Annotated in this window: 24 protein-coding genes; 10 read left to right on the forward strand and 14 right to left on the reverse strand. The window is 62.4% G+C overall.

Annotated features, from left to right (window positions below; translation table 11 throughout):
• The first annotated feature begins 1 nt into the window (after position 1).
• The 4 genes from glnA (at position 2) to ntrC (ending at position 4,762) form a co-directional block, all read left to right on the forward strand.
• Positions 2 to 1,417, forward strand: a complete 1,416-nt coding sequence (gene glnA / locus GPS82_RS01675; protein ID WP_296490408.1) for a type I glutamate--ammonia ligase — start codon at positions 2 to 4, stop codon at positions 1,415 to 1,417.
• A 135-nt stretch (positions 1,418 to 1,552) separates the two neighbouring features.
• Positions 1,553 to 2,065, forward strand: a complete 513-nt coding sequence (locus GPS82_RS01680) for a hypothetical protein (protein ID WP_296490411.1) — start codon at positions 1,553 to 1,555, stop codon at positions 2,063 to 2,065.
• Positions 2,066 to 2,128: 63 nt separating this feature from the next.
• Positions 2,129 to 3,181: a nitrogen regulation protein NR(II) gene (glnL, locus tag GPS82_RS01685; protein ID WP_296490412.1), complete on the forward strand. Its 1,053-nt coding sequence runs from the start codon at positions 2,129 to 2,131 to the stop codon at positions 3,179 to 3,181.
• Positions 3,182 to 3,259: 78 nt separating this feature from the next.
• Positions 3,260 to 4,762 (forward strand): nitrogen regulation protein NR(I), encoded by a 1,503-nt coding sequence (ntrC, locus tag GPS82_RS01690; RefSeq protein WP_296490414.1) that lies wholly within the window; start codon positions 3,260 to 3,262, stop codon positions 4,760 to 4,762.
• A gap of 9 nt (positions 4,763 to 4,771) precedes the next feature.
• On the opposite strand, the gene xth is transcribed toward ntrC, so the two are convergent.
• The 6 genes from xth to GPS82_RS01720 all read right to left on the reverse strand — a co-directional run bounded on the left by xth (position 4,772) and on the right by GPS82_RS01720 (position 10,954).
• On the reverse strand, positions 4,772 to 5,575 hold the full coding sequence (gene xth, locus GPS82_RS01695) for an exodeoxyribonuclease III (RefSeq protein ID WP_296490416.1): 804 nt from the start codon (positions 5,573 to 5,575) through the stop codon (positions 4,772 to 4,774).
• A 4-nt stretch (positions 5,576 to 5,579) separates the two neighbouring features.
• On the reverse strand, positions 5,580 to 6,065 hold the full coding sequence (locus tag GPS82_RS01700) for a dihydrofolate reductase (RefSeq protein ID WP_296490418.1): 486 nt from the start codon (positions 6,063 to 6,065) through the stop codon (positions 5,580 to 5,582).
• Positions 6,062 to 6,982 (reverse strand): DMT family transporter, encoded by a 921-nt coding sequence (locus GPS82_RS01705; protein WP_296490419.1) that lies wholly within the window; start codon positions 6,980 to 6,982, stop codon positions 6,062 to 6,064. Before GPS82_RS01705 ends, GPS82_RS01700 begins: the two co-directional genes overlap by 4 nt.
• A complete protein-coding gene (locus tag GPS82_RS01710) occupies positions 6,946 to 7,779 on the reverse strand; it encodes a thymidylate synthase (protein WP_296490421.1) in 834 nt (277 codons plus the stop codon). The genes GPS82_RS01705 and GPS82_RS01710 overlap by 37 nt, the downstream gene beginning before the upstream one ends.
• A gap of 168 nt (positions 7,780 to 7,947) precedes the next feature.
• Entirely contained in the window at positions 7,948 to 8,760 is an 813-nt protein-coding gene (locus GPS82_RS01715; protein WP_296490423.1) for a DUF547 domain-containing protein, read from the reverse strand.
• Between the two features lie 31 nt (positions 8,761 to 8,791).
• On the reverse strand, positions 8,792 to 10,954 hold the full coding sequence (locus GPS82_RS01720) for a bifunctional TVP38/TMEM64 family protein/FAD-dependent oxidoreductase (protein ID WP_296490424.1): 2,163 nt from the start codon (positions 10,952 to 10,954) through the stop codon (positions 8,792 to 8,794).
• Between the two features lie 102 nt (positions 10,955 to 11,056).
• On the opposite strand from GPS82_RS01720, the gene GPS82_RS01725 reads away from it, so the two are divergent.
• Both GPS82_RS01725 and GPS82_RS01730 read left to right on the forward strand, forming a co-directional pair.
• On the forward strand, positions 11,057 to 12,166 hold the full coding sequence (locus GPS82_RS01725) for a phosphotransferase (protein WP_296490425.1): 1,110 nt from the start codon (positions 11,057 to 11,059) through the stop codon (positions 12,164 to 12,166).
• The gene (locus GPS82_RS01730; RefSeq protein WP_296490427.1) at positions 12,163 to 13,512 is read left to right on the forward strand and encodes a TIGR04283 family arsenosugar biosynthesis glycosyltransferase; all 1,350 of its coding nucleotides are present in this window, start codon (positions 12,163 to 12,165) and stop codon (positions 13,510 to 13,512) included. Before GPS82_RS01725 ends, GPS82_RS01730 begins: the two co-directional genes overlap by 4 nt.
• Here the strand turns inward: GPS82_RS01730 and GPS82_RS01735 are convergent.
• Genes GPS82_RS01735 through GPS82_RS01760 form a run of 6 tightly spaced genes read right to left on the reverse strand, consistent with a single transcriptional unit; the run spans position 13,478 to position 19,177 of the window.
• A complete protein-coding gene (locus GPS82_RS01735; RefSeq protein ID WP_296490429.1) occupies positions 13,478 to 14,128 on the reverse strand; it encodes an ATP-binding cassette domain-containing protein in 651 nt (216 codons plus the stop codon). The two genes, GPS82_RS01730 and GPS82_RS01735, sit on opposite strands and share 35 nt — an antisense overlap.
• Complete coding sequence (locus GPS82_RS01740) at positions 14,125 to 15,777, reverse strand: ABC transporter permease subunit (protein ID WP_296490431.1); 1,653 nt, start codon at positions 15,775 to 15,777, stop codon at positions 14,125 to 14,127. Before GPS82_RS01740 ends, GPS82_RS01735 begins: the two co-directional genes overlap by 4 nt.
• Complete coding sequence (locus tag GPS82_RS01745; RefSeq protein WP_296490433.1) at positions 15,774 to 17,012, reverse strand: ABC transporter substrate-binding protein; 1,239 nt, start codon at positions 17,010 to 17,012, stop codon at positions 15,774 to 15,776. Before GPS82_RS01745 ends, GPS82_RS01740 begins: the two co-directional genes overlap by 4 nt.
• Positions 17,013 to 17,042: 30 nt before the next feature.
• On the reverse strand, positions 17,043 to 17,930 hold the full coding sequence (locus GPS82_RS01750; RefSeq protein ID WP_296490435.1) for a putative DNA-binding domain-containing protein: 888 nt from the start codon (positions 17,928 to 17,930) through the stop codon (positions 17,043 to 17,045).
• Positions 17,927 to 18,868: a DUF692 domain-containing protein gene (locus GPS82_RS01755; RefSeq protein WP_296490436.1), complete on the reverse strand. Its 942-nt coding sequence runs from the start codon at positions 18,866 to 18,868 to the stop codon at positions 17,927 to 17,929. The genes GPS82_RS01750 and GPS82_RS01755 overlap by 4 nt, the downstream gene beginning before the upstream one ends.
• Before the next feature lie 6 nt (positions 18,869 to 18,874).
• Positions 18,875 to 19,177, reverse strand: a complete 303-nt coding sequence (locus GPS82_RS01760) for a DUF2282 domain-containing protein (protein ID WP_296490438.1) — start codon at positions 19,175 to 19,177, stop codon at positions 18,875 to 18,877.
• A 177-nt stretch (positions 19,178 to 19,354) separates the two neighbouring features.
• Between GPS82_RS01760 and GPS82_RS01765 the strand changes: the two genes are divergently transcribed.
• The 4 genes from GPS82_RS01765 (at position 19,355) to GPS82_RS01780 (ending at position 21,097) form a co-directional block, all read left to right on the forward strand.
• Positions 19,355 to 19,930, forward strand: coding sequence for a sigma-70 family RNA polymerase sigma factor (locus GPS82_RS01765; RefSeq protein WP_296490440.1), 576 nt, complete (start codon positions 19,355 to 19,357; stop codon positions 19,928 to 19,930).
• Positions 19,927 to 20,145 (forward strand): zf-HC2 domain-containing protein, encoded by a 219-nt coding sequence (locus GPS82_RS01770; protein WP_296490442.1) that lies wholly within the window; start codon positions 19,927 to 19,929, stop codon positions 20,143 to 20,145. Before GPS82_RS01765 ends, GPS82_RS01770 begins: the two co-directional genes overlap by 4 nt.
• 126 nt (positions 20,146 to 20,271) lie before the next feature.
• Complete coding sequence (locus tag GPS82_RS01775; RefSeq protein ID WP_296490444.1) at positions 20,272 to 20,772, forward strand: YHS domain-containing (seleno)protein; 501 nt, start codon at positions 20,272 to 20,274, stop codon at positions 20,770 to 20,772.
• A 166-nt stretch (positions 20,773 to 20,938) separates the two neighbouring features.
• A complete protein-coding gene (locus GPS82_RS01780; protein WP_296490445.1) occupies positions 20,939 to 21,097 on the forward strand; it encodes a hypothetical protein in 159 nt (52 codons plus the stop codon).
• Between the two features lie 16 nt (positions 21,098 to 21,113).
• Here the strand turns inward: GPS82_RS01780 and GPS82_RS01785 are convergent, their stop codons facing one another.
• Positions 21,114 to 23,060 (reverse strand): bifunctional diguanylate cyclase/phosphodiesterase, encoded by a 1,947-nt coding sequence (locus GPS82_RS01785; RefSeq protein WP_296490447.1) that lies wholly within the window; start codon positions 23,058 to 23,060, stop codon positions 21,114 to 21,116.
• A 775-nt stretch (positions 23,061 to 23,835) separates the two neighbouring features.
• Entirely contained in the window at positions 23,836 to 24,090 is a 255-nt protein-coding gene (locus GPS82_RS01790) for a hypothetical protein (protein WP_296490448.1), read from the reverse strand.
• Positions 24,091 to 24,478 lie beyond the last annotated feature (388 nt).

Genomic DNA, 24,478 nt, shown 5'->3' on the forward strand with positions numbered 1-24,478 from the left:
AATGGCAAAGACTGTCGCAGACGTGATGAAGATGGTGAAGGACAACGAAGTCAAGTTTGTTGACTTCCGTTTCACCGATACCCGTGGCAAAGAGCAGCACGTGACCGTGCCTGTGTCCCACTTTGACGAAGACAAGTTCAGCTCGGGTCACGCATTTGACGGTTCTTCCGTTGCCGGCTGGAAAGGCATTGAAGCGTCTGACATGCAACTCATGCCCGACCCCAACACAGCCAACATCGACCCGTTCTTCGAAGAAACCACGCTCTTTATGAGCTGTGACGTGATTGAACCCACTGACGGTAAAGGCTACGAACGTGATCCTCGCTCGGTGGCGCATCGCGCCGAGGCCTACCTCAAGGCATCCGGCATGGGTGACACCGCCTACTTCGGTCCCGAGCCAGAATTCTTCTTGTTTGACGACGTGCGCTGGAACACTGACATGTCCGGCACCTTTTTCAAGATTGACGACTACGAAGCACCCTGGAATTCCGGCAAAAAAATGGAAGGCGGCAACCGTGGCCACCGTCCCAGCACCAAAGGCGGCTACTTCCCGGTGCCCCCCGTGGACAGCACCCAGGACATGCGGTCTGAGATGTCCTTGATTCTTGAATCCTTGGGCATCCCGGTTGAAGTGCACCACCACGAAGTGGCAGCCCCTGGCCAATGCGAATTGGGCACCAAGTTCAGCACGCTGGTACAGCGCGCCGACTGGACCCAGGTCTTGAAGTACGTGGTGCAAAACGTGGCCAACGCCTACGGCAAAACCGCCACCTTCATGCCCAAGCCCATCGTTGGCGACAACGGCAGCGGCATGCATGTGCACCAGTCGATCTGGAAAGACGGCAAAAACCTGTTTGCTGGCGACGGTTATGCAGGTTTGAGCGACTTCGCCCTGTACTACATCGGCGGCATCATCAAGCACGCTCGCGCCCTGAACGCCATCACCAACCCCGGCACCAACAGCTACAAGCGCCTGGTGCCTGGTTTTGAGGCACCCGTCAAGTTGGCTTACTCCGCCAAGAACCGCTCGGCTTCGATCCGCATTCCCTATGTGGCCAACCCCAAGGGCCGTCGCATTGAGGCGCGTTTCCCTGATCCGCTGATGAACCCCTACCTGGGCTTCTCGGCCCTGATGATGGCGGGTCTGGATGGCATTGAAAACAAAATCCACCCGGGCGAAGCGGCCACCAAGGACCTGTACCACCTGCCTCCGGAAGAAAACGCACTGATTCCGACCGTCTGCCACAGCCTGGACCAGGCGCTGGAATGCCTGGATGCAGACCGTGGCTTCCTGACCAAGGGCGGTGTCTTTACCGACGGTTTGCTCGATGCCTACATCGAACTCAAAATGGGCGAAGTCACGCGCTTGCGCATGGCCACCCACCCAATTGAATTTGACATGTACTATTCGCTGTAGTCGGCTGCCAAGGTCAAAGAAAAGGACGGCCTCGGCCGTCCTTTTCTTATTGTGGGAAACTCAACACCCGCCAAGCCTGCATTTGCGATCAAAGGATGCCGTGCTTCTGACAGTTAGAAAAGGGTTTGAATTTTTATGACAAGAATCACCTCGACAGGTTTGTTGCTTTTGGTGCTGTCAACGAGCGCGCAGGCGCAGGCGACAGATCGCATCTACCGTTGCGGAAACGCCTACACCAATACGGTCACACAAGAGGAGGCCAAAAAATGCAAGCTGATTGAAGGCGGCAACCTCACCGTGGTGCAGGGCACCCTCCCGGCCAAAGCGTCCTCGCAACCCAGTGCTGGCAGCACCGCCAGTACTCCCAGTTCCGGGCCACGCGTGAATAGCGTTGAACAAAAATCGCGCGACTCCGATGCGCGTCTGATCTTGCAGGCAGAGCTTAAAAATGCCGAGGAGCGCCATGCGGAACTGCTCAAGGAATACAACAACGGCACGCCCGACCGGCGCAACGACGAGGGCCCCGATTCCCAGCGCTACCGAGATCGTGTGGCCGATCTCAAAGCCAAGCTGCTGCGCAACGAGAGCGATATCGCCGGCATTCGCCGCGAGTTGGAGCGCCTGCCCGCCAGCACAGCAGCGCGCTAGGTCATTTCAGCACCGATGAACTTGAAGCTGCCTTTCCCCAAATTTCGGCCAGTCGCGGCCAGCATGCCAAGTCAGCGCTTTGGGGCATTTGACTTGCTGGCCACGCTGGTGGCGGTGGTGCAAAGCGACGGCACGGTGGTGTTCGCCAACGCGGCGCTGGAGGACGCGCTGGGCCTGTCGCGGCGCACCATCGTGGGTTCATATTTGCCAGACTCCTTTACCGAGCCCGCCCATTTGCAAACCGCCCTTCAGGCTGCTGGCAGCAATGAATTTGCCGCCCTGCGCTACGATGCCAAGCTGCTGCGCCTGGGGCGCGAATTGTTGCCGGTGCACGTGATCGTGACACAAACCGAAAGCGCCGACATCATCGTGGAACTGCTGCCGCTGGAGCAGCAGGCACGTCAGGACCGGGAGGAGCGGCTGGCCGAACAGGCACAAGCCAACAAGGAGCTGATTCGCAACCTGGCCCATGAAATCAAAAACCCGCTGGGCGGTATTCGTGGCGCGGCGCAGTTGTTGGAGCTGGAGCTGGCCCAGCCCGAGCTCTCGGAATACACCCAGGTCATCATCCACGAAGCGGATCGGCTGCAGTCGCTGGTGGACCGCCTGCTGGCACCGCACCGCCGGCCGCATGTGGTGGGCGATGTGAACATTCACGAAGTCTGCGAACGGGTGCGCTCGCTGATTCTGGCAGAGTTCCCCAGGGGGCTCAAGGTGGTGCAGGACTACGACACCTCGATCCCGGAGTTCCGTGGCGACCGTGAGCAGCTCATTCAGGCCCTCATCAACATCGCCCACAACGCGGCTCAAGCGTTGAGTGAGCGCATCAGTCAAGGCGATGGACAGATTATTTTTCGTACCCGGGTGGCGCGACAAACCACTTTCGGCAAACAACGCTACCGGTTGGCATTGGAATTGCATGTGATTGACAACGGGCCTGGCGTGCCAGACTCGATCAAAGGCCGAATTTTCTACCCGCTGGTGTCGGGGCGCGAGGGTGGCTCGGGGCTGGGTTTGACATTGGCGCAAACCTTCGTCCAGCAGCACCATGGACTGATCGAGTGTGACAGTGTGCCGGGCGCCACGGATTTCAAAATTCTGATTCCTCTGCCCTGATCGCGAGGGGGTTGCAGCGCATCGCAAGGTGACTGCAAGTGATTGCGGTGAGGGTACAACCTAAGGTAAGACAAAACAATGAAGCCCATTTGGATCGTAGATGATGACCAGTCCATTCGCTTCGTTTTGGAAAAGGCGCTTTTGCGCGAGCAACTGCCAAGCCGCAGTTTTACCAATGCGCGCGATGTCCTCGCCGCCCTCGACGAAGACAAGGCGCCGCAGGTGCTGGTCAGCGACATTCGCATGCCGGGCGGGTCGGGGCTGGACTTGCTTGACAAGGTAAAAGCCAAGTTTCCGGGCCTACCGGTCATCATCATGACCGCCTACTCTGACCTCGACAGCGCGGTGTCATCCTTTCAGGGCGGTGCCTTCGAGTACCTGCCCAAGCCTTTTGACCTGACCAAGGCTGTCGAGCTGATCCGCCGCGCCGTCGAGGAAAGCCAGCGCGAGGAGGTGGTCGACGAAGGCATGGCCGACACGCCCGAAATGCTGGGCCAGGCGCCTGCCATGCAGGACGTTTTTCGGGCCATCGGCCGCCTGAGCCAAAGCAACGTCACGGTCATGATCACGGGTGAGTCGGGCTCGGGCAAAGAGCTGGTGGCGCGCGCGCTGCACAAGCATTCGCCGCGGGCCAATGGCCCGTTTGTGGCCATCAACACTGCTGCCATTCCCAAAGACCTGCTTGAGTCGGAGCTTTTCGGTCACGAGCGCGGCGCATTTACCGGCGCGCAAACCATGCGCCGGGGTCGCTTTGAGCAGGCCGATGGCGGCACACTGTTTCTGGATGAGATCGGCGACATGCCGTTTGACCTGCAGACCCGGTTGTTGAGGGTGTTGTCAGACGGCCATTTTTACCGCGTGGGCGGCCACAGTGCGGTCAAAACCAACGTGCGCGTGATTGCCGCCACCCACCAGAACCTGGAGCAACGCGTCAAGGAAGGCGTGTTTCGCGAAGACCTGTTTCACCGCCTGAACGTCATCCGCCTGCGGTTGCCGGCACTGCGTGAGCGGCTTGAAGACATCCCCATGCTGACGCGTCATTTTTTACAGCAAAGTGCGCGCCAGCTGGGTGTTGAACCCAAGCGTATTTCAGAAGCCGCGCTGGCCTGGATCGGGAACTTTGCTTTTCCGGGCAATGTGCGCCAGCTGGAAAACATGTGCCACTGGCTCACCGTCATGGCACCCGCGCAGGTGATCGAGCCCAAAGACCTGCCACCTGAAGTCGCGGTCATGCAGGCGCCACCTGTGCCGCCCGTCGTGATTGGAGCCACCGCTGCGGCGGAACCACCGGCGGTGGTGCAAGTACAAACCGACAAGCCTGATTTGCATAAATCGCCTGATGTGCCAGCGGCGCCCGCAGCCTCGGAGAGTGGCTGGGAGCAGGGCCTGGATGCCGAGGCCAGTGCCCTGCTTGCGACCGATCGCACCGACGTGTGGGACACCCTGACCGCCCGCTTCGAGTCGCGCCTGATTCAGGCGGCCCTGGCCGCCACCCGCGGCCGGCGCATCGATGCCGCGCAAAAGCTCGGCATTGGGCGCAACACCATCACCCGCAAAATACAGGAACTTGGTCTGGAATAAGCCCTTGGCTCAGGCAAGTTCGACCACCACGGGAGCGTGGTCGCTGGGGCGCTCGTTCTTGCGCGGGGTCTTGTCGATCCGGCAGGCCGTCACCCTGGGCCTGAGCGCGCCGCTCACCAGAATGTGGTCAATGCGCATGCCGTGATTGCGCCTGAAGCCAAAGTCCCGGTAGTCCCACCATGAATAACTCTTGGCGGGTTGTGGAAACAGCCGGTGCGCATCATGCAGGCCTAGCGCGATCAGGGCGTTCAACTCATAGCGCTCTTCGTCAGTGCAATGGATCTGGTCACGCATGCCCTCGGGATCCCACACATCGGCATCGTCAAAGGTGATGTTGAAGTCGCCCATCAGGACCAGCTTTGGGTGCACCAGCAGTTCGGTGCGAAGCCAACTGCGCAGACCCTTGAGCCAGGCCAGTTTGTACTCGAACTTGTCGCTGCCGGGCTCCTGGCCATTGGGAAAGTAGGCGCCCACCACGCGAATGCCGTTTGGCAGGTTGTCGGCTGCATCGGGCGCAGCGCCAAAGGCGAATGTGGCGCTGATCACGCGCGCCATATCGTCACCAAAGCCGGGAATATTACGCACCACATTGTCGGCGGGCGTCTTGCTGAGCAGCGCCACACCGTTGTAGGTCTTCTGGCCAAAACAGCTGGCGTGGTAGCCCGCTGCCGCAAAGGCGGCATGCGGGAACTTGTCGTCGCTCATCTTGAGCTCCTGCAGCGCCAGCACATCAACCGGGTTGGCGCCAAGCCAGTCCAGCACCTGGGGCAGGCGCACCGTGAGCGAGTTGATGTTCCAGGTGGCAAGTTTCATGGCCTCACTCCTTTTGGTAGGTGACAAAGCTGAACGCCAGACCGCTGCTGCCAAGGTGCGATTCCCGGGCCACCTCGCGCCACTCGGGCCCCAGGGGGGGGGCAAAGGCGTCGCCGGCAAAGTCGGCGTCGATCTCGGTCACAACGGCGGTGCTGGCCAGTGCCAATGCATGGGCGTAAAGCTCGGCGCCGCCAATGATCCAGGCCGTGCTGTCGGGGGGGCAGGCGGCACAGGCGGCTGGGAGTGAACTTGCCACCACGGCACCGTCAGCCGTCCAGTCGGTTTGCCGCGTGACCACCACATTGAGGCGGCCGGGCAGGGGGCGAAATTTTGGCGGCAACGAGTCCCAGGTTTTGCGGCCCATGATCACCGGGCAGCCCAGCGTGCTGCGTTTGAAATGTGCCATGTCCTCGGGCAGGTGCCAGGGCAGGGCGTTGTTGTTGCCAATGACACCATTGCGGGCACGGGCGTAGATCAGGTTGAGTTTCATGGGATTTTGGCAGGGGTTCGGGGTGGCAACAGCACGGCGGCAATCGCAACCATCACGCACAGCACCGCCACAAGGTCTGGCCAGCCGGGCACTTCGTTGACGATCAGGGTGGCGCTCAAGGTGCCAACCAGCGGCACTGCCATGACGCTCATGGCGCTGGTGGATGGCGGCAGATGGCGCGCCATGCCAAACCAGATGACCTGGGCAAAACCGTAGTTGATGAGCGCCCCATAGGCAAGACTGCCCCACACCGGAGCAGAGAACTGCCAGCTGGGCCAGGGTTCCAGCGCGGCCGCAAAAACCCACAGGCAGACGCTGGCCAGCACCAGCATCCAGACGGTGAGCGTCTCCATCGGAATTGTCAGGTGCATCCGGCGCATCATCAGGGTGCCCGCCGCCCAGCACAGGGCGGCCAGCTCCATCCAGACAATGCCCAGCGGTTTGCCGCTCAAGGCGGTGAGTTCGTTGAAGGTGAGCAAGCCAATGGTCAACGCCACGGCCACCATGGCAAAGACAAGGCGTTGGGTAAGCTTTTCCTTGAACAGCAACACGCCCAGCAGCACGGTCCAGATCGGCATGGTGAAGCCCAGAATGGCGGCACGTCCGCTGGCAAGCTCCTTCACACCCAGAATCGACAGCGTGTGCCAGCCCAGCATATTGGGCAGCCCCAGGATCATGATGCTGCGCCACTCGGCAGGCTGCGGCCACATGCGCACGCCCTTCAAGCGGTAGTAGCTGAACAGCCACAGCGCGCCAAAGCTCATGGTCAGCGCCCGAAAATACAGCGGTGAAATCTCGCGCAGGCTGTATTTCATCATTGGCCAGTTGATGCCCCACATCAGCGTGAGGGCCACCAAGCCCCAAATCTGGCGGCGACTGATCACACCGCCACCGGGGCCTTGATGGCGGGGTGGCATTGGTAGCCGTTCACCGCAAAATCTTCATAGGCGTAGTCAAAGATCGAGTCGGGCCGGCGTTTGATCTCCAGCGTGGGGTAGGCAAACGGCGTGCGGCTCAGTTGCAGCGCCACTTGCTCGGCGTGGTTGCTGTAGATGTGGCAGTCGCCACCGGTCCAGATGAAGTCGCCCACGTCAAGGTCACACTGCTGCGCCACCATGTGCGTCAGCAGCGCGTAACTGGCAATGTTGAACGGCACGCCCAGGAAGATGTCGGCGCTGCGCTGGTACAACTGGCAGCTCAATTTGCCCTTGCCGCCCGGCTCGCTTGCCGGCGCCACGTAAAACTGGAAAAAGGCATGGCAGGGCATGAGCGCCATCTTGCCGAGTTCGGCCACGTTCCAGGCGCTCACCAGCATGCGGCGCGAATCCGGGTTGCTCTTGAGGGTGGTGATGACTTGGCTGATCTGGTCAATGTGACCGCCGCCCGGCGTTGGCCAACTGCGCCATTGCACGCCATAAACCGGGCCGAGGTCGCCAGTAACGGGATTGGCCCATTCGTCCCAGATCGTGCAACCGTTGTCCTGCAACCATTTCACGTTACTGTCGCCGCGCAAAAACCAGAGCAACTCGACGATGATGGCTTTTAAAAAAACTTTTTTGGTGGTGACCAGAGGAAAGCCCTGCGCCAGGTCAAAGCGCATCTGGTGACCAAACACACTTTTGGTGCCGGTGCCGGTGCGGTCGGCCTTGAAAACACCCTGGGTGTCGACTTGGCGCAGCAAATTTTCGTATTGGGAGCTGGGTGATTGAGGCATGACAAAAATGAAAAACGCTCTTTTGAGATTGGTCCGTCATGTTAACGGAGAAGCCCGGCTTCCTTGCCTGACAGCCGGCGCTGGGGCGGGTAAACCGAATGGCGAAGTCTTGGGTCAGGTCACGGGCTCCGGTGGCCCGCCGTGCCAGCGCCAGCAGCCTGCGCGCGCTTATCGGCCTATGTCGTTGAGCGACCAGTCGTAGTCGAGAAAGCTCACGCTCAGCGTCTTGCCTTTCAGCGCGGCCTGCTCGGCGGGCAAGTCGCTCAGCAAATCGGCGTATTTTGCAAACACGTCTTCCACCTGCTTGAAGCCGCCGTGACCTCTTTCAAAGTCTTCCTTGAACCATTTGAAGATGCTGCTCACCTCCACCTTGTCCCCCGTCACCCGGTTGCGCGTGCGGTCGGCCATGAAGCGGCGCATGCCGTCCTCCAACTGCGCTTCCAGTTTGTCGGCGGTAAAGGCCTCGTCGCGCAGCGCCGGGCAGCCGATGCTGGCGCAGTTGACGGCGGCATGGATGCGCGGCTCGTTGTAGCGCGGACGCAGTTGCTCGTGCTCGATCCAGTCCAGGTGGCGCCCTTCGCCCAGCAGGGTGAAGAATTTCTTTTTCCAGGCCGACTGCACAAAGGAACCCAACTCCTTGATGGACTTGAGATCCGGGTATTTCGTCAGGATCAGCTCGACTGTGAAGGCGTTGTAGGCGTTGATCAAAAATGCCATTTGCTGCGGTCGGCTCCAGCCATCAAACATGGTCTTGGGCACTGCGCTCAAGGCTTCGAGCACCGCTTTCAACGCGGCGCGATCGGCCTGCAAGCCTTTGTAGTCGGTGCGCGTTTGTTGGCCATCGGGCAGCCAGCGCACGTGTTTTTTCAGCAACGTGTTCCATGCGGCGTGGCGGTGGTCAAAGGGGGTTTGGGCCGGCGCGGGCAGCGGCAGCAGGGCGCAGGCAGCCAGCAGGGCAAGGGTTTGGCGGCGCGTGTTCATGGTGGGTGGCGTGTTTGGGTGCATCAACAGTTCAACCGCGTTTCCAGTCGTGAAACTTCTTCACCCAGACCAGCAACTGGCGTGGCTGGTGTGCGCGCTTCCATTCGCCGGCGGCGTATTTGTTGGCTTCGGCCAGCGTGGGGTAAGTGTGGATGGTGCCCAGGATCTTGTTCAGGCCCAGGCCGTGTTTCATGGCCAGCACGTACTCGGCCAGCAGGTCGCCCGCGTGCGTGCCAACGATGGTGACGCCCAAAATCTTGTCCTTGCCCGGCACGGTCAGCACCTTCACGAAGCCGTTGGCCTCGCTGTCGGCAATCGCGCGGTCCAGGTCGTCGATGCCGTACTTGGTCACTTCGTAGGGGATGTTCTTTTCCTTCGCTTCCTGCTCGTTCAGGCCAACGCGCGCCACCTCGGGGTCGATGAAGGTGGCCCAGGGGATCACCGAATAGTCAACCTTGAACTTCTTGAAGTCGCCGAAAAGCGCGTTCACCGCCGCGTACCAGGCCTGGTGCGCCGCCACGTGGGTGAACTGGTAGGGCCCGGCCACGTCGCCGGCGGCGTAGATGTTGGGGTAGATGGTCTGCAGGTACTCGTTGGTTTCCACCGTGCGGTTGGTGGGAATGCCCAGATCTTCCAGCCCGTAGCCCGTGAGCCGGGCCACGCGGCCCACAGCGCAGAGCAGTTGGTCAAACGGAATGCGCTTTTCCGCGCCCGCATGTTCCACCACCAGCGTCTTCTCGCCGTCCACCACTTCGCAGCGCAGCGCCTTGTGCCCGGTCAGCATCGCCACGCCATCGGCCTCCAGCGACGCTTTGGCCAGCGCGCTCACCTCTTCGTCCTCGCGCACCATGATGCGCGCGCCCATCTCCACCTGCGTCACCTGCGATCCCAAGCGGGCAAAGCTCTGCGCCAGTTCCGAGCCGATCGGGCCGCCGCCCAGCACCACCAGGCGCTTGGGCACCTCGTCGAGCTTGGCGAATTCGTCCCACAGCGTGTCGCTGGTCACGTAGCCGACCTCGTAGAGGCCAGGCAACGGTGGCACGAATGGCCGGGCGCCCGCGGCAATCACGATGCTGCGTGCGGTGAGTGTTTGCGTGCCGCCACCGTTCAACGCGATCTCCACCGTCCACGGGTTCACCAGCTTGGCGTAGCCCTGCAGCACCTCCACACCCAGAGCGGTGTAGCGCTCCACACTGTCGTGCGGCTCGATGGCTTTGATGACATCGTGGATGCGCTGCATCACCGCCCTGAAGCTGAAGCTTGGCGTGGAGTCCGAGAGGCCGTAGTTCGCGCCGTGGCGCATCTGGTGTGCCAACTTGGCGCTCTTGATGAGCGCCTTGCTCGGCACACAGCCGTAGTTAAGGCAGTCGCCACCCATCTTGTGCGCTTCGATCAGCGTCACCTTGGCCTTGATGGCGGCAGCGATGTAGGCCGAGACCAGGCCGCCCGCGCCCGCGCCGATCACGATCAGGTTGCGGTCGAACCTGGTCGGGCGCACGCTGGCCCACTTGGCGTAGACCTTGCGCTTTTGCACCGCCTCGACGATCTTGCGCGCGATCAGCGGGAACAGACCCAGCAACACAAAGCTGCCCAGCAGTGCCGGGCTCAGAATGCCCTGCAGCGAGTCCAGTTTGCCCAACTGCGTGCCCGCGTTCACATATACCGCCGTGCCGGCCAGCATGCCCACCTGGCTGACCCAATAAAAGGTGCGCGCCCTCATGGTCGTCAGGCCCATGAGCAGGTTGATGAGGAAGAAGGGCACCACCGGAATCAGCCGCAGCGTGAAGAGGTAAAACGCACCGTCTTTCTGAATGCCCTTGTTCACATCGGCCAAACGCTGGCCAAACTTGGCCTGAACCGATTCACGCAACAGAAAACGCGCCGTGAGGAAGGCCAGCGTGGCACCGATGCTGGACGCAAACGACACCAGCAGCAGGCCCCAGCCCAGGCCGAAAATGGCGCCGCCCGCCAGCGTGACGATGGTGGCACCCGGCAGCGACAGCGCAGTGACCGCCACATAAACCAGGAAGAAGCCCAGCGCCAGTTGCAGCGGCTGCTGCTCGCGCAGGGTGGCAAAGCCGGCCTGGCTTTCTTTCAAAAACGCGAGGCTGAAATAGCGGTCCAGTCCAAAAGCGAAAAAGGCCACGATGCCCAGCAGTACGGCGATGAGGAGTAAGACTTTGCGAAGATTCACGACCAATCCTTGACACTTGTGTTGTGAGTAAGTCGCAACAAGCGACCCATTCTTACACTCCGTTCTTACACCTCGACCCCTCAGGCACCCAGCGCAACCCCGATGAATCCTGCAAACCCCTCAACCCGGGCAGAAAAACCGCTTGACCCCGCGCCCCAGCGACGGCCGGAACTGTGCAGCGCCTTGCACGCGGCGCTGGTCGAGGCGCAACACCCTGCTGCGCAGCAGCCGCTCGAGTTCCTGCGCGACAAAGGCCTGGCGCACGACCATGTGCGCCTGGTCGGCACCGGCCTGCTGGCGCGCGTGCCGAAGCAGAGTCAGTTGAACCTGGCGGCACAGGACAACCTGGACTACCAGCGCACCTGCTTTGAGCGCGCGGCGGCCAGCGGGCACACACCGCCCTTGCAAGGCGTGCTGCCGCCCTCGAGGCACCTGCCGCGCGGGGCGCTGCTGGTCCAGGAAATCCCGGGCCGCCCGGCCAGCCTGCCGCGCGACTTGCCCGCCCTGGCCGGCGCGCTCGCGGCGTTGCACGCGCTGCCGCTGCCGGGGGCGTTGGCGCGTTCACCGCTGCTGAATGCGCCCGATCCGTTGCAATCTTTGTTGGAGGAGATCGACGCCCAGGCCGGCTACCTCGGCGCGGCCGGGCTGTCGGCCACGGTGGTGGCCGTCATAGGCCGCGAGCGGCAGCGGCTGCTGCAATGCGCGCGCAGGCCTGAACGCCCCGAGCGCTGCCTCATCAGCTTTGACGCCCACCCGGGCAACTTCATGGTGCAGCCCGACGGCCGCGCCGTGCTGGTCGATCTGGAGAAGTGTCGCTACGCCTACCCGGGGTTGGACCTTGCGCACGCCACGCTCTACACCTCCACCACTTGGGACGTGGACACCCACGCGGTGCTCACGGTAGAGCAGGTGCAGGCCTTTTACGCGGCCTGGACGCTGGCGGTGGGGCCGCTGGCCGCAGGCGCTTGGGCGTGGCATGTGCCGCTGCGTCGCGCCATGTGGCTCTGGTCTGTCACCTGGTGCGCCAAATGGCGTGCGCTCTCGGGCGCTCATCGCCAGGCGCTGGCAGATGGTGAAGACTGGTCGGGCGAGCGCAGCGAAGCGGCCTTGGTGAACCACGTGCGGGGTCGGGTTGACCACTACCTCAGCCCGGCGGTAGTGAGTGAGGTGATGGACGGCTTTGATCAGCTTGGCCGGGGGTTGCGGGCGTGAGGCTGGCCATCGTCGTGCCGGTACTCAACGAGGCGGCCACCCTGGCCGGGCGGTTGCGGGCGCTCGCGCCCCTTCGTGCCCGTGGCGTCGAGGTGCTGGTGGTGGACGGCGGCAGCACTGACGCCACGGCGGACATGGCGCACCACCATGCCGACCGTGTGCTGCACGCCCCGCGCGGGCGCGCATCGCAACTCAACGCCGGGGCCGCTGCCGCACGGGCCGACGTGCTGCTGTTCCTGCACGCCGACACCCGGCTGCCCGCGGATGCCGACCACCTGGTCAGGCAAGCCCTGACCGCAGGTTACCGCTGGGGCCGGTTCGATGTGCGCATTGACGGCGGGCATGTGCTGCTGCCCATGGTGGCGGGGCTCATGAATTTTCGCTCGCGCAGCACCGGCATGGCCACCGGCGACCAGGCCATGTTTGTGCAGCGGCGTCTGTTTGAGCTGGTGGGCGGCTTCGCTCCCATGCCGCTGATGGAAGACCTTGATCTGAGCCAGCGCCTGAAGGCGATCGAGGCGCCCGCCTGCATTCGCGCGCGCGTGGTCACCTCGGGCCGGCGCTGGGACCAGCACGGTTTTTGGCGCACGGTGCTGCTCATGTGGCGCCTGCGCGCAGCCCACGCACTGGGCACTGATGCGCATTTGCTGGCCCTGCGTTACGGCTACCGGCCGCGCGCGCCGGCTGCGCTGGCCATACTGGCCAAGGCGCCGGTGCCTGGGCTGGCCAAAACCCGGCTGATGCCGTTGCTCGGCGCTGCGGGCGCCGCGCGAGCACAGCGCGGCTTTGCCCTGCAAACCCTGGCAACGGCGCGGGCCGCCAGCACCGGTTCCGTCACGCTGTGGTGCGCGCCCGATGCCTCGCACCGCTTTTTTCGAACGCTGCAACAGCGGCATGGCGTGACGATCTTGACGCAGCCCGCGGGCGACCTTGGTCACCGCATGGCAATCGCCGCGAGCCATCACTTTTCTCGAGCGCCACACGCGCCTCTGCTCATCATCGGCACCGACTGTCCGGTGCTCACGCCCGCGCACCTGCAGCAAGCGGCCGACACGCTGCAAACTTGTGATGTGGTGCTGATTCCGGCTGAGGACGGCGGCTACGTGCTGATCGGCCTGCGACGACTGCTGCCCGGCGTCTTCAACGAGGTCGAATGGAGCACACCGCAGGTGCTGCGCCAGACCCGCGAGCGGCTGAAAGCGGCCGGTGCAAGCTGGCGCGAGCTGCCGCCCTTGTGGGACGTCGATGAGCCCGCAGACTGGTTGCGGTGGCAGAGCCTCCAGCCATCTGGCAACCGCCGGCAGGCCGGCCCTAGCCGGCAGGGTTTAGCGCAATCAGGTGGTTAGGGTCTGCCACGTCGGCAGCGTCGTGCGTGACCAGCACCGCTGGTATCTGGCGGGCGCGAACATGCTCGAAGACAAAGGTGCGGAACTGATCGCGCAGCGTGGCGTCAAGCTTGGAGAAGGGTTCATCAAGCAGCAAGGCACGGGGCCGGGCCAGCAAGGCGCGCATCAGCGCCACCCGGGCACGCTGGCCGCCCGAGAGTGTGGCCGGGTCGCGCTCGCCATAGCCTTGCAGACCGGCTTCGGTCAGCGCTTGCTGCACCTGGGCCATGCGTTGGGCGCGCGGGCCGGGCGGCACGGCAAACAGCAGGTTTTCTGCCACCGTCATGTGGGCGAACAGCAGGGCGTCCTGAAACAGCAGGCCCACGCCGCGCTGCGCGGTGGGCCGCTGGCTGACGTCTTCGCCGTTGAGCCGCACGCTGGCCTGGGCATGCAGCGCCTGGGCGCCCTCGGCCACGCTGCCCAGGGTGCCGGCAATGGCCGCCAGCACCGAGCTTTTGCCGCTGCCGCTGGGGCCCATGAGCGTGAGGATGTGACCTGGTGGCACCTCAAAGCGCAGGTCATGCAACAGCACGCGCTGCGCGCTGCCGAGTTGGGTGATGTGAACCTGAAGCGTCATGTGTGTGCGGGTTTGAAACGGCGGGGCGCGCCAAGCCAGGCGGCCAGCGCAAACGCCAACACGGGCAGCACAAACTGCAGCCCCGCGTAGGCGCCGGTGAGTGAGCGCTGCCCGCCAGCCGCCAGGTTAACGGCTTCGGTGGTGACGCTGCTGAAACGCCCGGCCCCGATGTAGAGGGTGGGCAGGTACTGTGCCACGCTGACGGCAAAGCCCACCGCAGCGCTGGCGGCCAGCGAGCGGCGCAGCAGCGGCCATTTGATGCGCCACAAAAAATGCCAGGGGCCGTGGCCCAGGCTGGCGCTGAGCTGGGCGTAGCGCGCGTCAAAACCCAGGTAGGCCGGGCTGAGCGCCAGCAGCACATAGGGCAGCACCATGAAGGTGTGCGCCAGCAGCAAGCCAAGCCACTGGCCCTCCAGGCGCCACTGCAGCGCCAGGCTGTACAAGCCCACCACCCACAGCACGGCGGGCAGCACCAGCGGCAGATACAGCACCGGGCGCAGGGCGTTGTCCCAGCGGCGCGGTGCCAGCTCCAGCCAGGCCACGCTCCAGGCCAGCGCCAGCGCGGCTGAAGCCAGCGCCAGGCCCAGCGTGGTGACCACCGTGCCGCGGCTGTCCCACACGCGGTGCCAGGCTTGCCAGGTGACGGTTTCGGGCCAGGCGCGGGGAAACGGCCACACGCCGGCGATGCTGCCCACGGCCAGCGCCAGCAGCACGGCGCCGTACAGGCCAGCCAGAAGCAGGAAGCTCGCGGGCAGCGCCCCGGGCTGGTCCGCGCGGGTTGCCTGTGAGGCAGCACCGCGCCGGCCGTTCAGCCGCCGGCCGCCGCGCAGGTGCAGATGCTGAATGCCCAGCCACAGCAGCGCCGCCCACAGCAGGGTCAGCGCCAGCACGCCGCCTGCTGCCGCGCCTTGCGCGTTCACCGCCAGGTCGGCGTCTTGCAGCCACTGCCAGGCCAGCACCGCCAGCGTGGGCGGCGAGGCCGGGCCGATGACCAGCGCCATGTCCACCACCGTGAGGCCATAGGCCAGCACCGCCAGCAACGGCCAGAACAGCCGCGCGCCCAGTTGCGGCCACACCACGCGCCAAAACGCACGCTGCGGGCTGTAGCCCAGCGTCTGGGCCAGCGCGTGTTCGCTGCGCCAGCGCTGGCGCAGGTCGTCGCGCTGCAGCTGGGTGGCGGCGGTCCAGAGCAAAAATGGAATCTCTTTGGCGGTGAGCGCGGCAATCAGCCCCAGGCCCCAAGGGTCTTGCGTGGTGGGCCAGGGCGGGGGAAATTCAAAACCCGTGAGCCAGGGCGACAGCGCCCGCAGCAGCCAGCCGCTGGGCGCCAGCAAAAACACCAGCCCTATGGCAAACGCTGCATGCGGCGTGGCCAGCATGACCGGCAGACCGCGCAGCAGCCGCCCCAGCGACTGGCGCACAAAGCCTTGCGCCAGCAGCGCCGCCGACACCCACCAAGCCAGGGCGGTCGAGGCCAGCCCGGTCCACAGCGTGAGGCCCAGGGCGCGCAGCCATTGCGGCTCTTGCCAGAGCGCGCGCCAGGCCGCGGCATCGAACAGCGCGCCCAGCGCCAGCACTGCCGTGGCCAGCAGTGGCAGGCCCGCCAGCAGCAGCAGCGCGGTAGCGAAGGGCAAACGATAGGCCGTCACAGATACCTTTTGGTCCACTCCTTCTCAACCGGCTCGACCCAGGCAGCGTGCGGCTCGGGCAGCGTGGGCGCGCTGTTGGCCACCTGGCCCGGCAGCGGCTGGCTGGGGAACAGGGCGCGCTCGGCGGCGGGCAGTCGGGTCAGGTCAAGCACGGTCGGGTCGCCCCAGTGCTTGATGTCGGCCTTGCGCGCCTGGGCCTTTGCCGAGAGCAGAAAATTGGCCACCACTTGGGCGCCGGCGGCGGCTTTGGCGTTGTACGGTATGGCCACAAAGTGCGTGTTACCAATGGTGCCTTTGGCGAACTGCCAACTGATGACCGAGGCCGGCAGGCGCCGGGCGGCGATTTCGTTGGCCGGCTCATTGGGGTTGAAGGTGAGCGCCAGCAGCAGCTCACCGTCGGTCATCATCTGGCGGACGGCGGCAGGGTTTTGCGGAAACTGCTTGCCACCTCGCCACAGGTGCGGGTGCAGCGCGTCCAGAAACTGCCACAGCGGCGCGGTGACCTTTGCAAAGTCGGCGGCCACCGGTGGCTTGGTCAACACGCCAACATCGGCCACATGCTCCAGCAGCGCCTGCTTCACAAATGTGGTGCCGGTGAAGTCGGGCAGGCGCGGGTAGCTGATGCGCCCGGGCTGACGGCGCGCCAGCGCCAGCAACTCGGCCATGCTTTGCGGTGGCTGCGGCAGGCGCTTGCTGTCGGCAAATAGGGTGAACTGCGCCATGCCCCAAGGCGACTCCAGACCGTCGGTGGGCACCGAAAAGTCGTTGCGGGTGGTCGGCTTGCCCACCGTGTCCACGTATTTGAAGTTCGGCAGCGCCTCGGCCCAAGGGGCCAACAGCAGGTTGTCGCGCTTCATGGCGGCGAAGTTTTCACCGTTGATCCACACCAGGTCCACCGTGCCCTCGCCTGGCTGACGGCCGGCGGCTTTCTCGGCCCGCACACGCTTGACCACGTCGGCGGTGTCGGTGATTTTGACGTGCTCCAGTTTCACGCCGTGGGCGGTCAGCACTTCGGACGCCACCCACTGCAGGTAGGCGTTGGTGGGCTCGCTGCCGGCCCAGGCATTGAAATGCACGGTCTGGCCCCGGGCGGCTTTCTCCAGGGTGGCCCAGGCGGGCGGGGCAGGCTGGGCCATGGCGGACGGCAAGGCCACGGCGGCTGTGGCGGCGCCGGCGCCCAGCAGCCACTGGCGGCGGGTGAAGGGGTGCTGGATGGAGGGTTTGTTGAGCGGCAAGATTGAGTCTCCGGTTGAATGGGGTGAAGCTTAAGGCAAGGCGGAACAAATTTGGGCGGACTCCAGCGCGTTGTGCACACCGATCACCAGGCCATCGGTGACCGCGGCGTTGAGCCAGACCGAAAAATCGAACGCGTCTGCCCGGGGGTCCTGCGGTGGGCAGGCGGCGTTCAGTGCGTCAGGGAGTGGCGCACCGCGCTGCAGTTGCCGAATCAGCGCCAGCACTGCCGGTGTGACTGCCGCGATGCGCGGGCGCAGGCCCTGGCGCCAGATCAGGGCATGCTCGCCCACGCCGTGCCGCAGGCGCTGGGCGGACGCGCTTAGGTCTGGGGCCTGGCCTGGCGCCGCGTTCTGGTGGGCGGTGATCAGGTGCACCACCGGGAAGCGGCTGTCCGCGCAGGCGGTGCCGGGTGCGAGCGTGAGGGTGAGTTGCTCTGGCGGCTCGTGGGCCAGTCGGGCGAAGCTGGCCAGATCGGGTTGGGCGTCGGGCGCGCTGGCGGCGCGGTGCAGCGCCCATTCGGCCCGCGCCACGTCCGCCAGGTAGGGCGCTTCGGCCAGCGCATGACTGGCCTGTAGAAAATTCGGCAGGGCGTTGCCCCATTGCGCCAGGTCGCCACATGTGGGCGGGAAGTGGTGCCACAGTTGGCGCGCCAGCGGTGCGAAGTTGGCCGCACCCAGCAGGGCCGCCACCACCGGGTAGGCCGCCAGCAGGGCCGCTTCTGCGCTGGCGTGGCCGTTGGCCTGGTAGGCGCGCAGGCCGCGTTGTGACTGAGTGCGGGCCTTCGGGTTGCGGGCATTCAGCAGCGTGGCCAGCGCGACCTGTGCCACGTCAGCCGCCGCGCTGCCGGGTTGCGCAAACAGGGCTTGCAGCAGGGCCTGTTGCTGTTGGGCCAGCGGTGAGGGCGCGGTAAGGTTCATGCGGGCTGCCTGGCAAATTCGGCTTTGGGTGTGGCGGCGCGGCTCAGAGCGCGGCGGGACTGGGTGCGCGCGCGCCCGGCTTCGTCCAGCAGCACAGACAGGTCGGGCAGATCAGTGTCCCATTCAATCAGCGTGGGCAAGGCGCCAAATTGGCGCACAGCATGGCGGTAGAGCGCCCACACTTCGTCTTGCACGCGGCTGCCGTGGTCGTCAATCACGATGTCGCCGCAATCCGCGTGTCCCGCCAGATGCAGCTCGACGACGTGGGCCGGGTGAATGGCGTCGATCCAGTGCCGGCAGTCGGTTAGAGGATCCTGCGTGTCGCCGCGCAGCTGCGCATTGCGTGCGTTCACGTAGATGTTGTTCACATCCACCAGCAGTTGGCAGCCGGTGCGCCGAGCGAGCGTGTTGAGGAACGTCGGTTCGTCCATGTCGGCGTCGCGCCACTGGATGTAGGCCGAGAGGTTTTCCACTGCGAGGGGGCGACGCAGCCGATCTTGCACGTGCTGCACGTTGGCGCACAGCGTGTTCAGCGCTTCGTGGCTTTGTGGCACCGGCAGCAGGTCGGCTGCGTGCAGCGCAGCGCCGTTGCCAGCGGCTGGCAAGTTGCGCGCAAAACTGGCATGGTCGCTCACCCGCACGGGTTCAATCGCTTGCATCAGGCTGGCCAATTGGTCGAGGTGCCAAGAGTCGATGCCGCAAGCAGAGCCCAGTGACAGGCCCACGCCGTGCAGGCTGACGGGGAAGTGTTCGCGGCCCTCGCGCAGCACGGCCAGCGCGGCGCCGCCGGCGGCGAAGAAGTTTTCGGAATGGACTTCAATGAAATCAAGCGCGGGCCGGCGCTGCAGCAGTTCAGCGTAATGGGGATGACGCCAACCGATGCCCAACGGCGCTCCCGCGGGCGCGGCGGCAATCGGCAACGGCGTGGCGTGCGGCATGGCGGATCAGCTCTTTTTCATCATGTCGTCTTTTTTCATCATGTCGGCCTTGGCTTCGTCCATGGTCATGCCTTTCAGGGTAGCGCAGGTGCCTGCCGCGACATACTTCCACTCGCCCTTGTCGTTGTCCACCTTGGACTTTCCGGCGCAGGAGTGCGTGCCAGCAAGGTTGGCGCAATCGTTTTGGCCGGCTTTGGCAATGCCAAAGCACTTTTCCTTGGCGGTGCTTTGGGCCAGGGCGGGGGAGGAAAGCAAGGCCAGCGACATCAGTGAGGTGGCAGCGGCGGCGATCATTTGACGTTGGTTCATTTCGGGTGCTCCGGTAGGGGTGAGTGGGATAACCGGCACGCCTGTTTGCAAGATGGCCCACCGGTCGGAAGTAAGTCGGGGTGTCGTCCAGGTTCTTACACAGGGCCGGGAAAAAGTTTTTCCCGGACGCCTTCGTCGGTTAATCTGCTTGTTGTTCCCTCATTACACTTGGCGTCCATGACATCCTCTAATGCCTCCCCGTTTGAGCAACAGTTGGTCGAACAACGGTTGTACCTGCTCAAATTTGCGCGCCTGCAAATGCGCAACGATGCCTGGGCCGAGGATGCGGTGTCGGAAACCTTGCTGGCCGCCTTGTCGAAGCCGCAAAGCTTCGAGGCCCGCTCGCAACTGAAGACCTGGCTGGTGGGGATTTTGAAGCACAAAATCATCGATGCATTTCGCCATCATCAGCGCGAGGTATGCGTGTCACCGTTGTCCGACGACGACAGCAACGACCCGCTGGAGCATATGGCGTTCAAGAGCGATGGCCACTTTGCCGAGAAACCGGCTGACTGGGGCGACCCGGAGCAAGACCTGAACAGCCGCCAGTTTTTTGCCATTCTGGAGGCCTGCACTGACAAACTGCCAGCAGTGCAAGGCCGGTTGTTCCTGATGCGCGAGTGGCTGGAACTGTCCAGCGAAGAAATATGTAAGGAACTTGGGTTGACCCCGACCAACCTTTATGTTCAGTTGCACCGCGCACGTCTGCGCTTGCGTGAATGTCTGGAACTTAACTGGTTTGCCGCACGATGAACGCCTGGCTGAAAAAACTTCCCTTGATGCGCTCCTGCAAGGAGGTCGCAGCGCTTGTCATTGCCCGCGAGGACCGCGATTTGCCGGTTACCGAGCAATGGGCCTTGCGCGTGCACATGACCATCTGCCAAGCTTGCCCCACGTTTGAGCGCCAAGTGCTCGGCATGCGCAACGCCATGAAAAACTGGCGCAATTACGCCGACGACGAGCGCTGACCAGTCAGACGTTTTTGGTTCAGGCCAGTGGCGCCCGGGCCAATTGGCGAACGCCAAACGGGCCGAGACTTGAGGCTTTCTTTGGCATCGCGTGTAAGAGAACGCAACGCCCTTAGACCAATAGGCATGACAATTTCTCTGGCACTCTCCAAAAGCATTTTTCACATCCGCTGCGCTGCCCTGCTGGTGGTCGCCATGGGCTCATCCGCCCACGCCGCCGAGCCAGTCAGCACCGGCCTGCTCGGCCAAGTGGCCATTGGCGGTAAAGACACGGTTTCTTATTACTCGGCAGAAGCCAGGGCCAGCCACCAGACGGCTGAGGGCAGCAGCGCGTTCACGGTGCAGCACCTGGGGGCGTCGTGGCGGTTTGCCTCAAAAGCAAGCGCCGAAAAATTCGCCGCCAGCCCGGCAGCCTATGTGCCGCAGTACAACGGGCACTGCTCCAATGGTTTGTCGCTGGGTGAAGGCCTGATCAGCACCAACGGCTCTGTGTGGGAGTTTTTTGGCGACAGGCTGCATCTTTTTTATGCAGAGCGCGGGCGTCAGCGCTGGCTGACAGGCGACTGGCAAGCATACCGCCAACAGGCGGACAAGGCCTGGAAAGGCATACTGGCCGCCGAGTACTGACCGTGGGCCTTATGCCGCGCCCCGGTATAGCAAGCTAACGGCCGGTGAAGACCGGGCGAATTCACTGGAGAGCCACCGCCGTCAGGTGGCGTGACCCCTACGCGGCTAACAGTTACCGTTAGAGCAGGGCAGTGAAGAGGCCAAATGTGCGGAGGCCAAAACTCGTATGATGTTTCAGACCCTGCCGGCGCTCAATTACGCACTTGCCATGTCCGGCGTCCGCTTCCGCACCTATCTGCTCGGCACCTTGCTCGGGTTGCAGCTGCCGATCGTCTTGTATTACCTGTTTTTCGACACTCTGGCGCAACCGCTACATCTGGATTAGGTGGGCGCAATGATTATTAAGTTGTGAAGGTTTGAGACGATTGAAGCCAACCAGCAAAGTCGCTGGCTGGAATCGGTTTGCTGAACAGATAACCTTGAAGAAGATCGCAATCCAGTGCCGCGAGTTGCGCCTGTTGCTCCGGGATTTCAACGCCTTCGGCAACGACTTTAAGACTGAGCGCTTTGGCCAGCGACAGAATGAGATTCACAATGGCAGCATCTTCAGTTGAGCTGCCCATCGTCCGGATGAAAGCCTGGTCAATTTTTAGCGTGTCAATCGGAAAACGCTTGAGATAAGAAAGCGATGAATAGCCCGTGCCAAAATCATCAATCGCCAGCGAGACGCCAGTTTTCTTAAGTTCCTGCATGGTGGCAATGACACGTTCCGGATGGTCGGCTGCGACGGCTTCAGTGATTTCCAGTTCGATCATGCCTTGTGGAATGGCGTGATTTTGCAAAGTGGCGGCCACCAGGCTCGGGAAAGCTTCGTCCTGAAACTGTTGCGCCGAGATGTTGACGGCAATCGGCAAGGGCGGCAGGCCGGCATCGGCCCAAGCGCGCCACTGGCGGCAGGCTTCGTTGAGTACCCAGGTGCCGATCGGCACAATCAGGCCGCTGTCCTCGGCGACCGGAATGAAAGCAGCGGGGGAGACCAGTTTTCCTTCCTGACGCCAGCGGATCAATGCTTCAGAACCTTGCGTTCGTTTGCCGTCGGCAGCTTGCTTGGGTTGGTAGTGCAATTCAAATTCGGCCTTTTCCAGGGCAACCCGCAGCAAGCCTTCGGTGACCAGCCAGTTGGTTGACTCATCGGTCATCCGCTTGTCGAAGAAGCGGTAGTGAGCCCCGCTGGATTTGGCGTTAAGCGCTGCATCGGCATTGCGCACCAGACAGCTGACATTGCCGCCATCACCGGGAAATAGCGAAATGCCAATATCCAGTGCGATACGCAGGTCACGTTCCCCCAGAGAAAGCGATTGTTCGCTGATACTGGCCAGGTCCAGTGCCAGATATTCAGCCTCGACCTGCCCCGCGTTGCGCTTGGAAATAATGGCGAGACTGTCGGAATTCAAGCGATACAAACCACATCGGACCCCTTGCGAGTCCAGGTGAGCCTGCAGCCAGTTGGCGGTGGACTTGATCAACTGATCTGCTGTTTCGTGGCCATAAGTGCTGGCGACGATTTTGAGCCGATCAATGCGCAATATCTGCAGGAAACCGGCATTTTTTTGTTCGAGTTTGTTGCGCAGTTCTTCTTCTAATAGCCAACGATTGGGCAAGCCGGTGACACCATCAAAATAAGCTCGCCGATAGAGCTCGTCCTGATCCTTGAGGCGAGCATAAAGTGCAATCAGCACAAAAGCGGACACCAGCAACACTGACACACTGAAACCCAATTGCAGATCGGTCAGCCGCGCCACCCCAATGAGGGCCGTTTCACCGTCTTTTTGTGCGGCGACGCTGAGCTCATCGCTCCACATCGTGAGCATGACAGCCATTTCGTCAATCACGCTTTGGGCACTGGCCAGATGTTCGCGCAGCGTATCCCAACTGCGACCTTCACCCTTGGCCATTTCCTGATCGAAACGGTGTGCATGCAAGTCAAACGCTTGAACCATGCCAAGAAATTGCAGGCGTTTCATTTCGCTCAGACTGAGTTGAGACAGCGCATCAACATGGGCGTGAACGCGTTCGGCATGCTCTTTGTATTTTTCCTGCCAGACCAGGCGCTCGCCCGTGGAGTAGCTGAGATAAAGCTGTTTCACACGAGCCGACATGGCGGCTTGTAACGCGCCGATTTCACGCAATTCCGGAATGCGCTCCTTGGCCAGGGTTTCGGCCTGCTGACTGACTACTCTCCCGGAGCTAATGCTCATCCAGGCAACCGTGATAACGGCGATCAGGACACCGACGAAGACAATCAGCAACCAGCGTGCACGGCGCTTGGGATCAGCGGGTTTGGTCATATCTGCTGTTTTTAGTAAAGAAGTTCGGCGAGTTGTATGTTCAGGATCGTTGACAGCTGTTCTATATGGTGGAGCCGAGCAAAATGTAAGGTTCAGGTGATTCGTCGGCTGACCGACAAATACCTTACAAAATATGATTGAGAGGCTTTACGCGATGGAAAAAAATTCCGCTGGATGGCCGATTGGTTAAGGCCGTCTGATCAAGGTGCGTATTGAACAAGCGAACCATACGCGGGCTTCGCTTAGGGCTAAAAATGCTTGCCAATCGGTGTTTTCGGCATAAATGCGATCACCTTTGCTGAATTCAGAGCGCAAACACGATCATGCATTGGTGCCCATTTCGACCGTTGGTGGAGCAGAACCCCATTGGCCGGATTGGCCGAGGTTACGTGCTCCAGTCAGCCTCCACGAACGGCAGGTGTACGGCGCGAAGCAGGCATTCAGTCGGCGCACGTCATTAGTTTTTACAATTGCCTGCCAGTTTGAAGTATTGGGCGACGGATTGTCGGCCTGACCGGTCCGTGGAGGATTGCTAGTCGGGCGGCAGCTCGTCTTCACATTGCAGCCGTTTGACCATCGCCGACGAAAAATCAGCGGCGACAAATCGGAGCGGCTGCTTACCAAAAATCGCTACTCACCCTATCGACCCGGAAGCGACGGTCGGCCGTCGGCGTCATAGATGACAGGTTCCAGGGAGTAAGCCGCCGTTCAATATTTGAGGTGGGTGCCTGGGCGTCGGCCACGGCGGACTTGCCATTCTCGGGAAACCGGATGCTCAGAAAGTAGCGGTGAGTGTGTCGGAGAGCGTCGCGCGGATCGGAATTGCAAGCGCAGATTGCAGTCCTGTATTCTCGACTGCCGGGTTAGCCGGCATTTCATTTACCACTTTGTGGAAGCTGAAGTATGCGTAGGTGCGGCCCAGTATTGCCATCCTGCCAATAGGCTTCAAGTTCAGAGAAAAGAGCGATAAGTTGCCCAACAACCTGATCCGGTGCGTATCGGTGACAGCAACGGAGCGGTAGGCAGACATGACTGTCAGGTTTGGAGAAATTTGTGGACCAGCTACGCAGCGGGAGCGGTCTACAGAAGTTCAACTTGCCCGCCCGACAGCGGACACCGGCACCAATTTGCTCGATGTCGATTGCGGATACGCGAATTCAACAAAACGGGAACCCGGAGTCCCCAGTAGCGTGTGCTCACGGGTATCAGCTTTTGACCAGCAGAAAGGTCCACACATTTAAGTTTCCATAAAGCTAGCGTTAAAAAATGCGCCAAACAGGAACAAAGGGAACAATCCTACGTAAGTTGGCTAAGGGTTTCTACCAATAGCATTTTTTTATCGTTAAATTAACGTATACGCTAATGCATTCAATCGCAAAATCAATACAGTCAGATTTAGATCGCTCGCTTGAAAGCGT

Source organism: Rhodoferax sp. (assembly GCF_011391645.1).
GTDB lineage: Bacteria > Pseudomonadota > Gammaproteobacteria > Burkholderiales > Burkholderiaceae_C > Rhodoferax.

Bases quoted from the DNA above. Each gene is read 5' to 3' on its own strand.
- GPS82_RS01785 (WP_296490447.1), bottom strand. From the start codon at position 23,060: ATGACCAAACCCGCTGATCCCAAGCGCCGTGCACGCTGGTTGCTGATT.
- xth (WP_296490416.1), bottom strand. From the start codon at position 5,575: ATGAAACTTGCCACCTGGAACATCAACTCGCTCACGGTGCGCCTGCCC.
- glnL (WP_296490412.1), top strand. From the start codon at position 2,129: ATGCCAAGTCAGCGCTTTGGGGCATTTGACTTGCTGGCCACGCTGGTG.
- GPS82_RS01755 (WP_296490436.1), bottom strand. From the start codon at position 18,868: ATGCCGCACGCCACGCCGTTGCCGATTGCCGCCGCGCCCGCGGGAGCG.
- GPS82_RS01680 (WP_296490411.1), top strand. From the start codon at position 1,553: ATGACAAGAATCACCTCGACAGGTTTGTTGCTTTTGGTGCTGTCAACG.
- GPS82_RS01705 (WP_296490419.1), bottom strand. From the start codon at position 6,982: ATGCCACCCCGCCATCAAGGCCCCGGTGGCGGTGTGATCAGTCGCCGC.
- GPS82_RS01750 (WP_296490435.1), bottom strand. From the start codon at position 17,930: ATGAACCTTACCGCGCCCTCACCGCTGGCCCAACAGCAACAGGCCCTG.
- GPS82_RS01725 (WP_296490425.1), top strand. From the start codon at position 11,057: ATGAATCCTGCAAACCCCTCAACCCGGGCAGAAAAACCGCTTGACCCC.
- GPS82_RS01700 (WP_296490418.1), bottom strand. From the start codon at position 6,065: ATGAAACTCAACCTGATCTACGCCCGTGCCCGCAATGGTGTCATTGGC.
- ntrC (WP_296490414.1), top strand. From the start codon at position 3,260: ATGAAGCCCATTTGGATCGTAGATGATGACCAGTCCATTCGCTTCGTT.
- GPS82_RS01780 (WP_296490445.1), top strand. From the start codon at position 20,939: ATGATGTTTCAGACCCTGCCGGCGCTCAATTACGCACTTGCCATGTCC.
- GPS82_RS01710 (WP_296490421.1), bottom strand. From the start codon at position 7,779: ATGCCTCAATCACCCAGCTCCCAATACGAAAATTTGCTGCGCCAAGTC.
- glnA (WP_296490408.1), top strand. From the start codon at position 2: ATGGCAAAGACTGTCGCAGACGTGATGAAGATGGTGAAGGACAACGAA.
- GPS82_RS01775 (WP_296490444.1), top strand. From the start codon at position 20,272: ATGACAATTTCTCTGGCACTCTCCAAAAGCATTTTTCACATCCGCTGC.
- GPS82_RS01765 (WP_296490440.1), top strand. From the start codon at position 19,355: ATGACATCCTCTAATGCCTCCCCGTTTGAGCAACAGTTGGTCGAACAA.
- GPS82_RS01735 (WP_296490429.1), bottom strand. From the start codon at position 14,128: ATGACGCTTCAGGTTCACATCACCCAACTCGGCAGCGCGCAGCGCGTG.
- GPS82_RS01715 (WP_296490423.1), bottom strand. From the start codon at position 8,760: ATGAACACGCGCCGCCAAACCCTTGCCCTGCTGGCTGCCTGCGCCCTG.
- GPS82_RS01790 (WP_296490448.1), bottom strand. From the start codon at position 24,090: ATGTCTGCCTACCGCTCCGTTGCTGTCACCGATACGCACCGGATCAGG.
- GPS82_RS01770 (WP_296490442.1), top strand. From the start codon at position 19,927: ATGAACGCCTGGCTGAAAAAACTTCCCTTGATGCGCTCCTGCAAGGAG.
- GPS82_RS01760 (WP_296490438.1), bottom strand. From the start codon at position 19,177: ATGAACCAACGTCAAATGATCGCCGCCGCTGCCACCTCACTGATGTCG.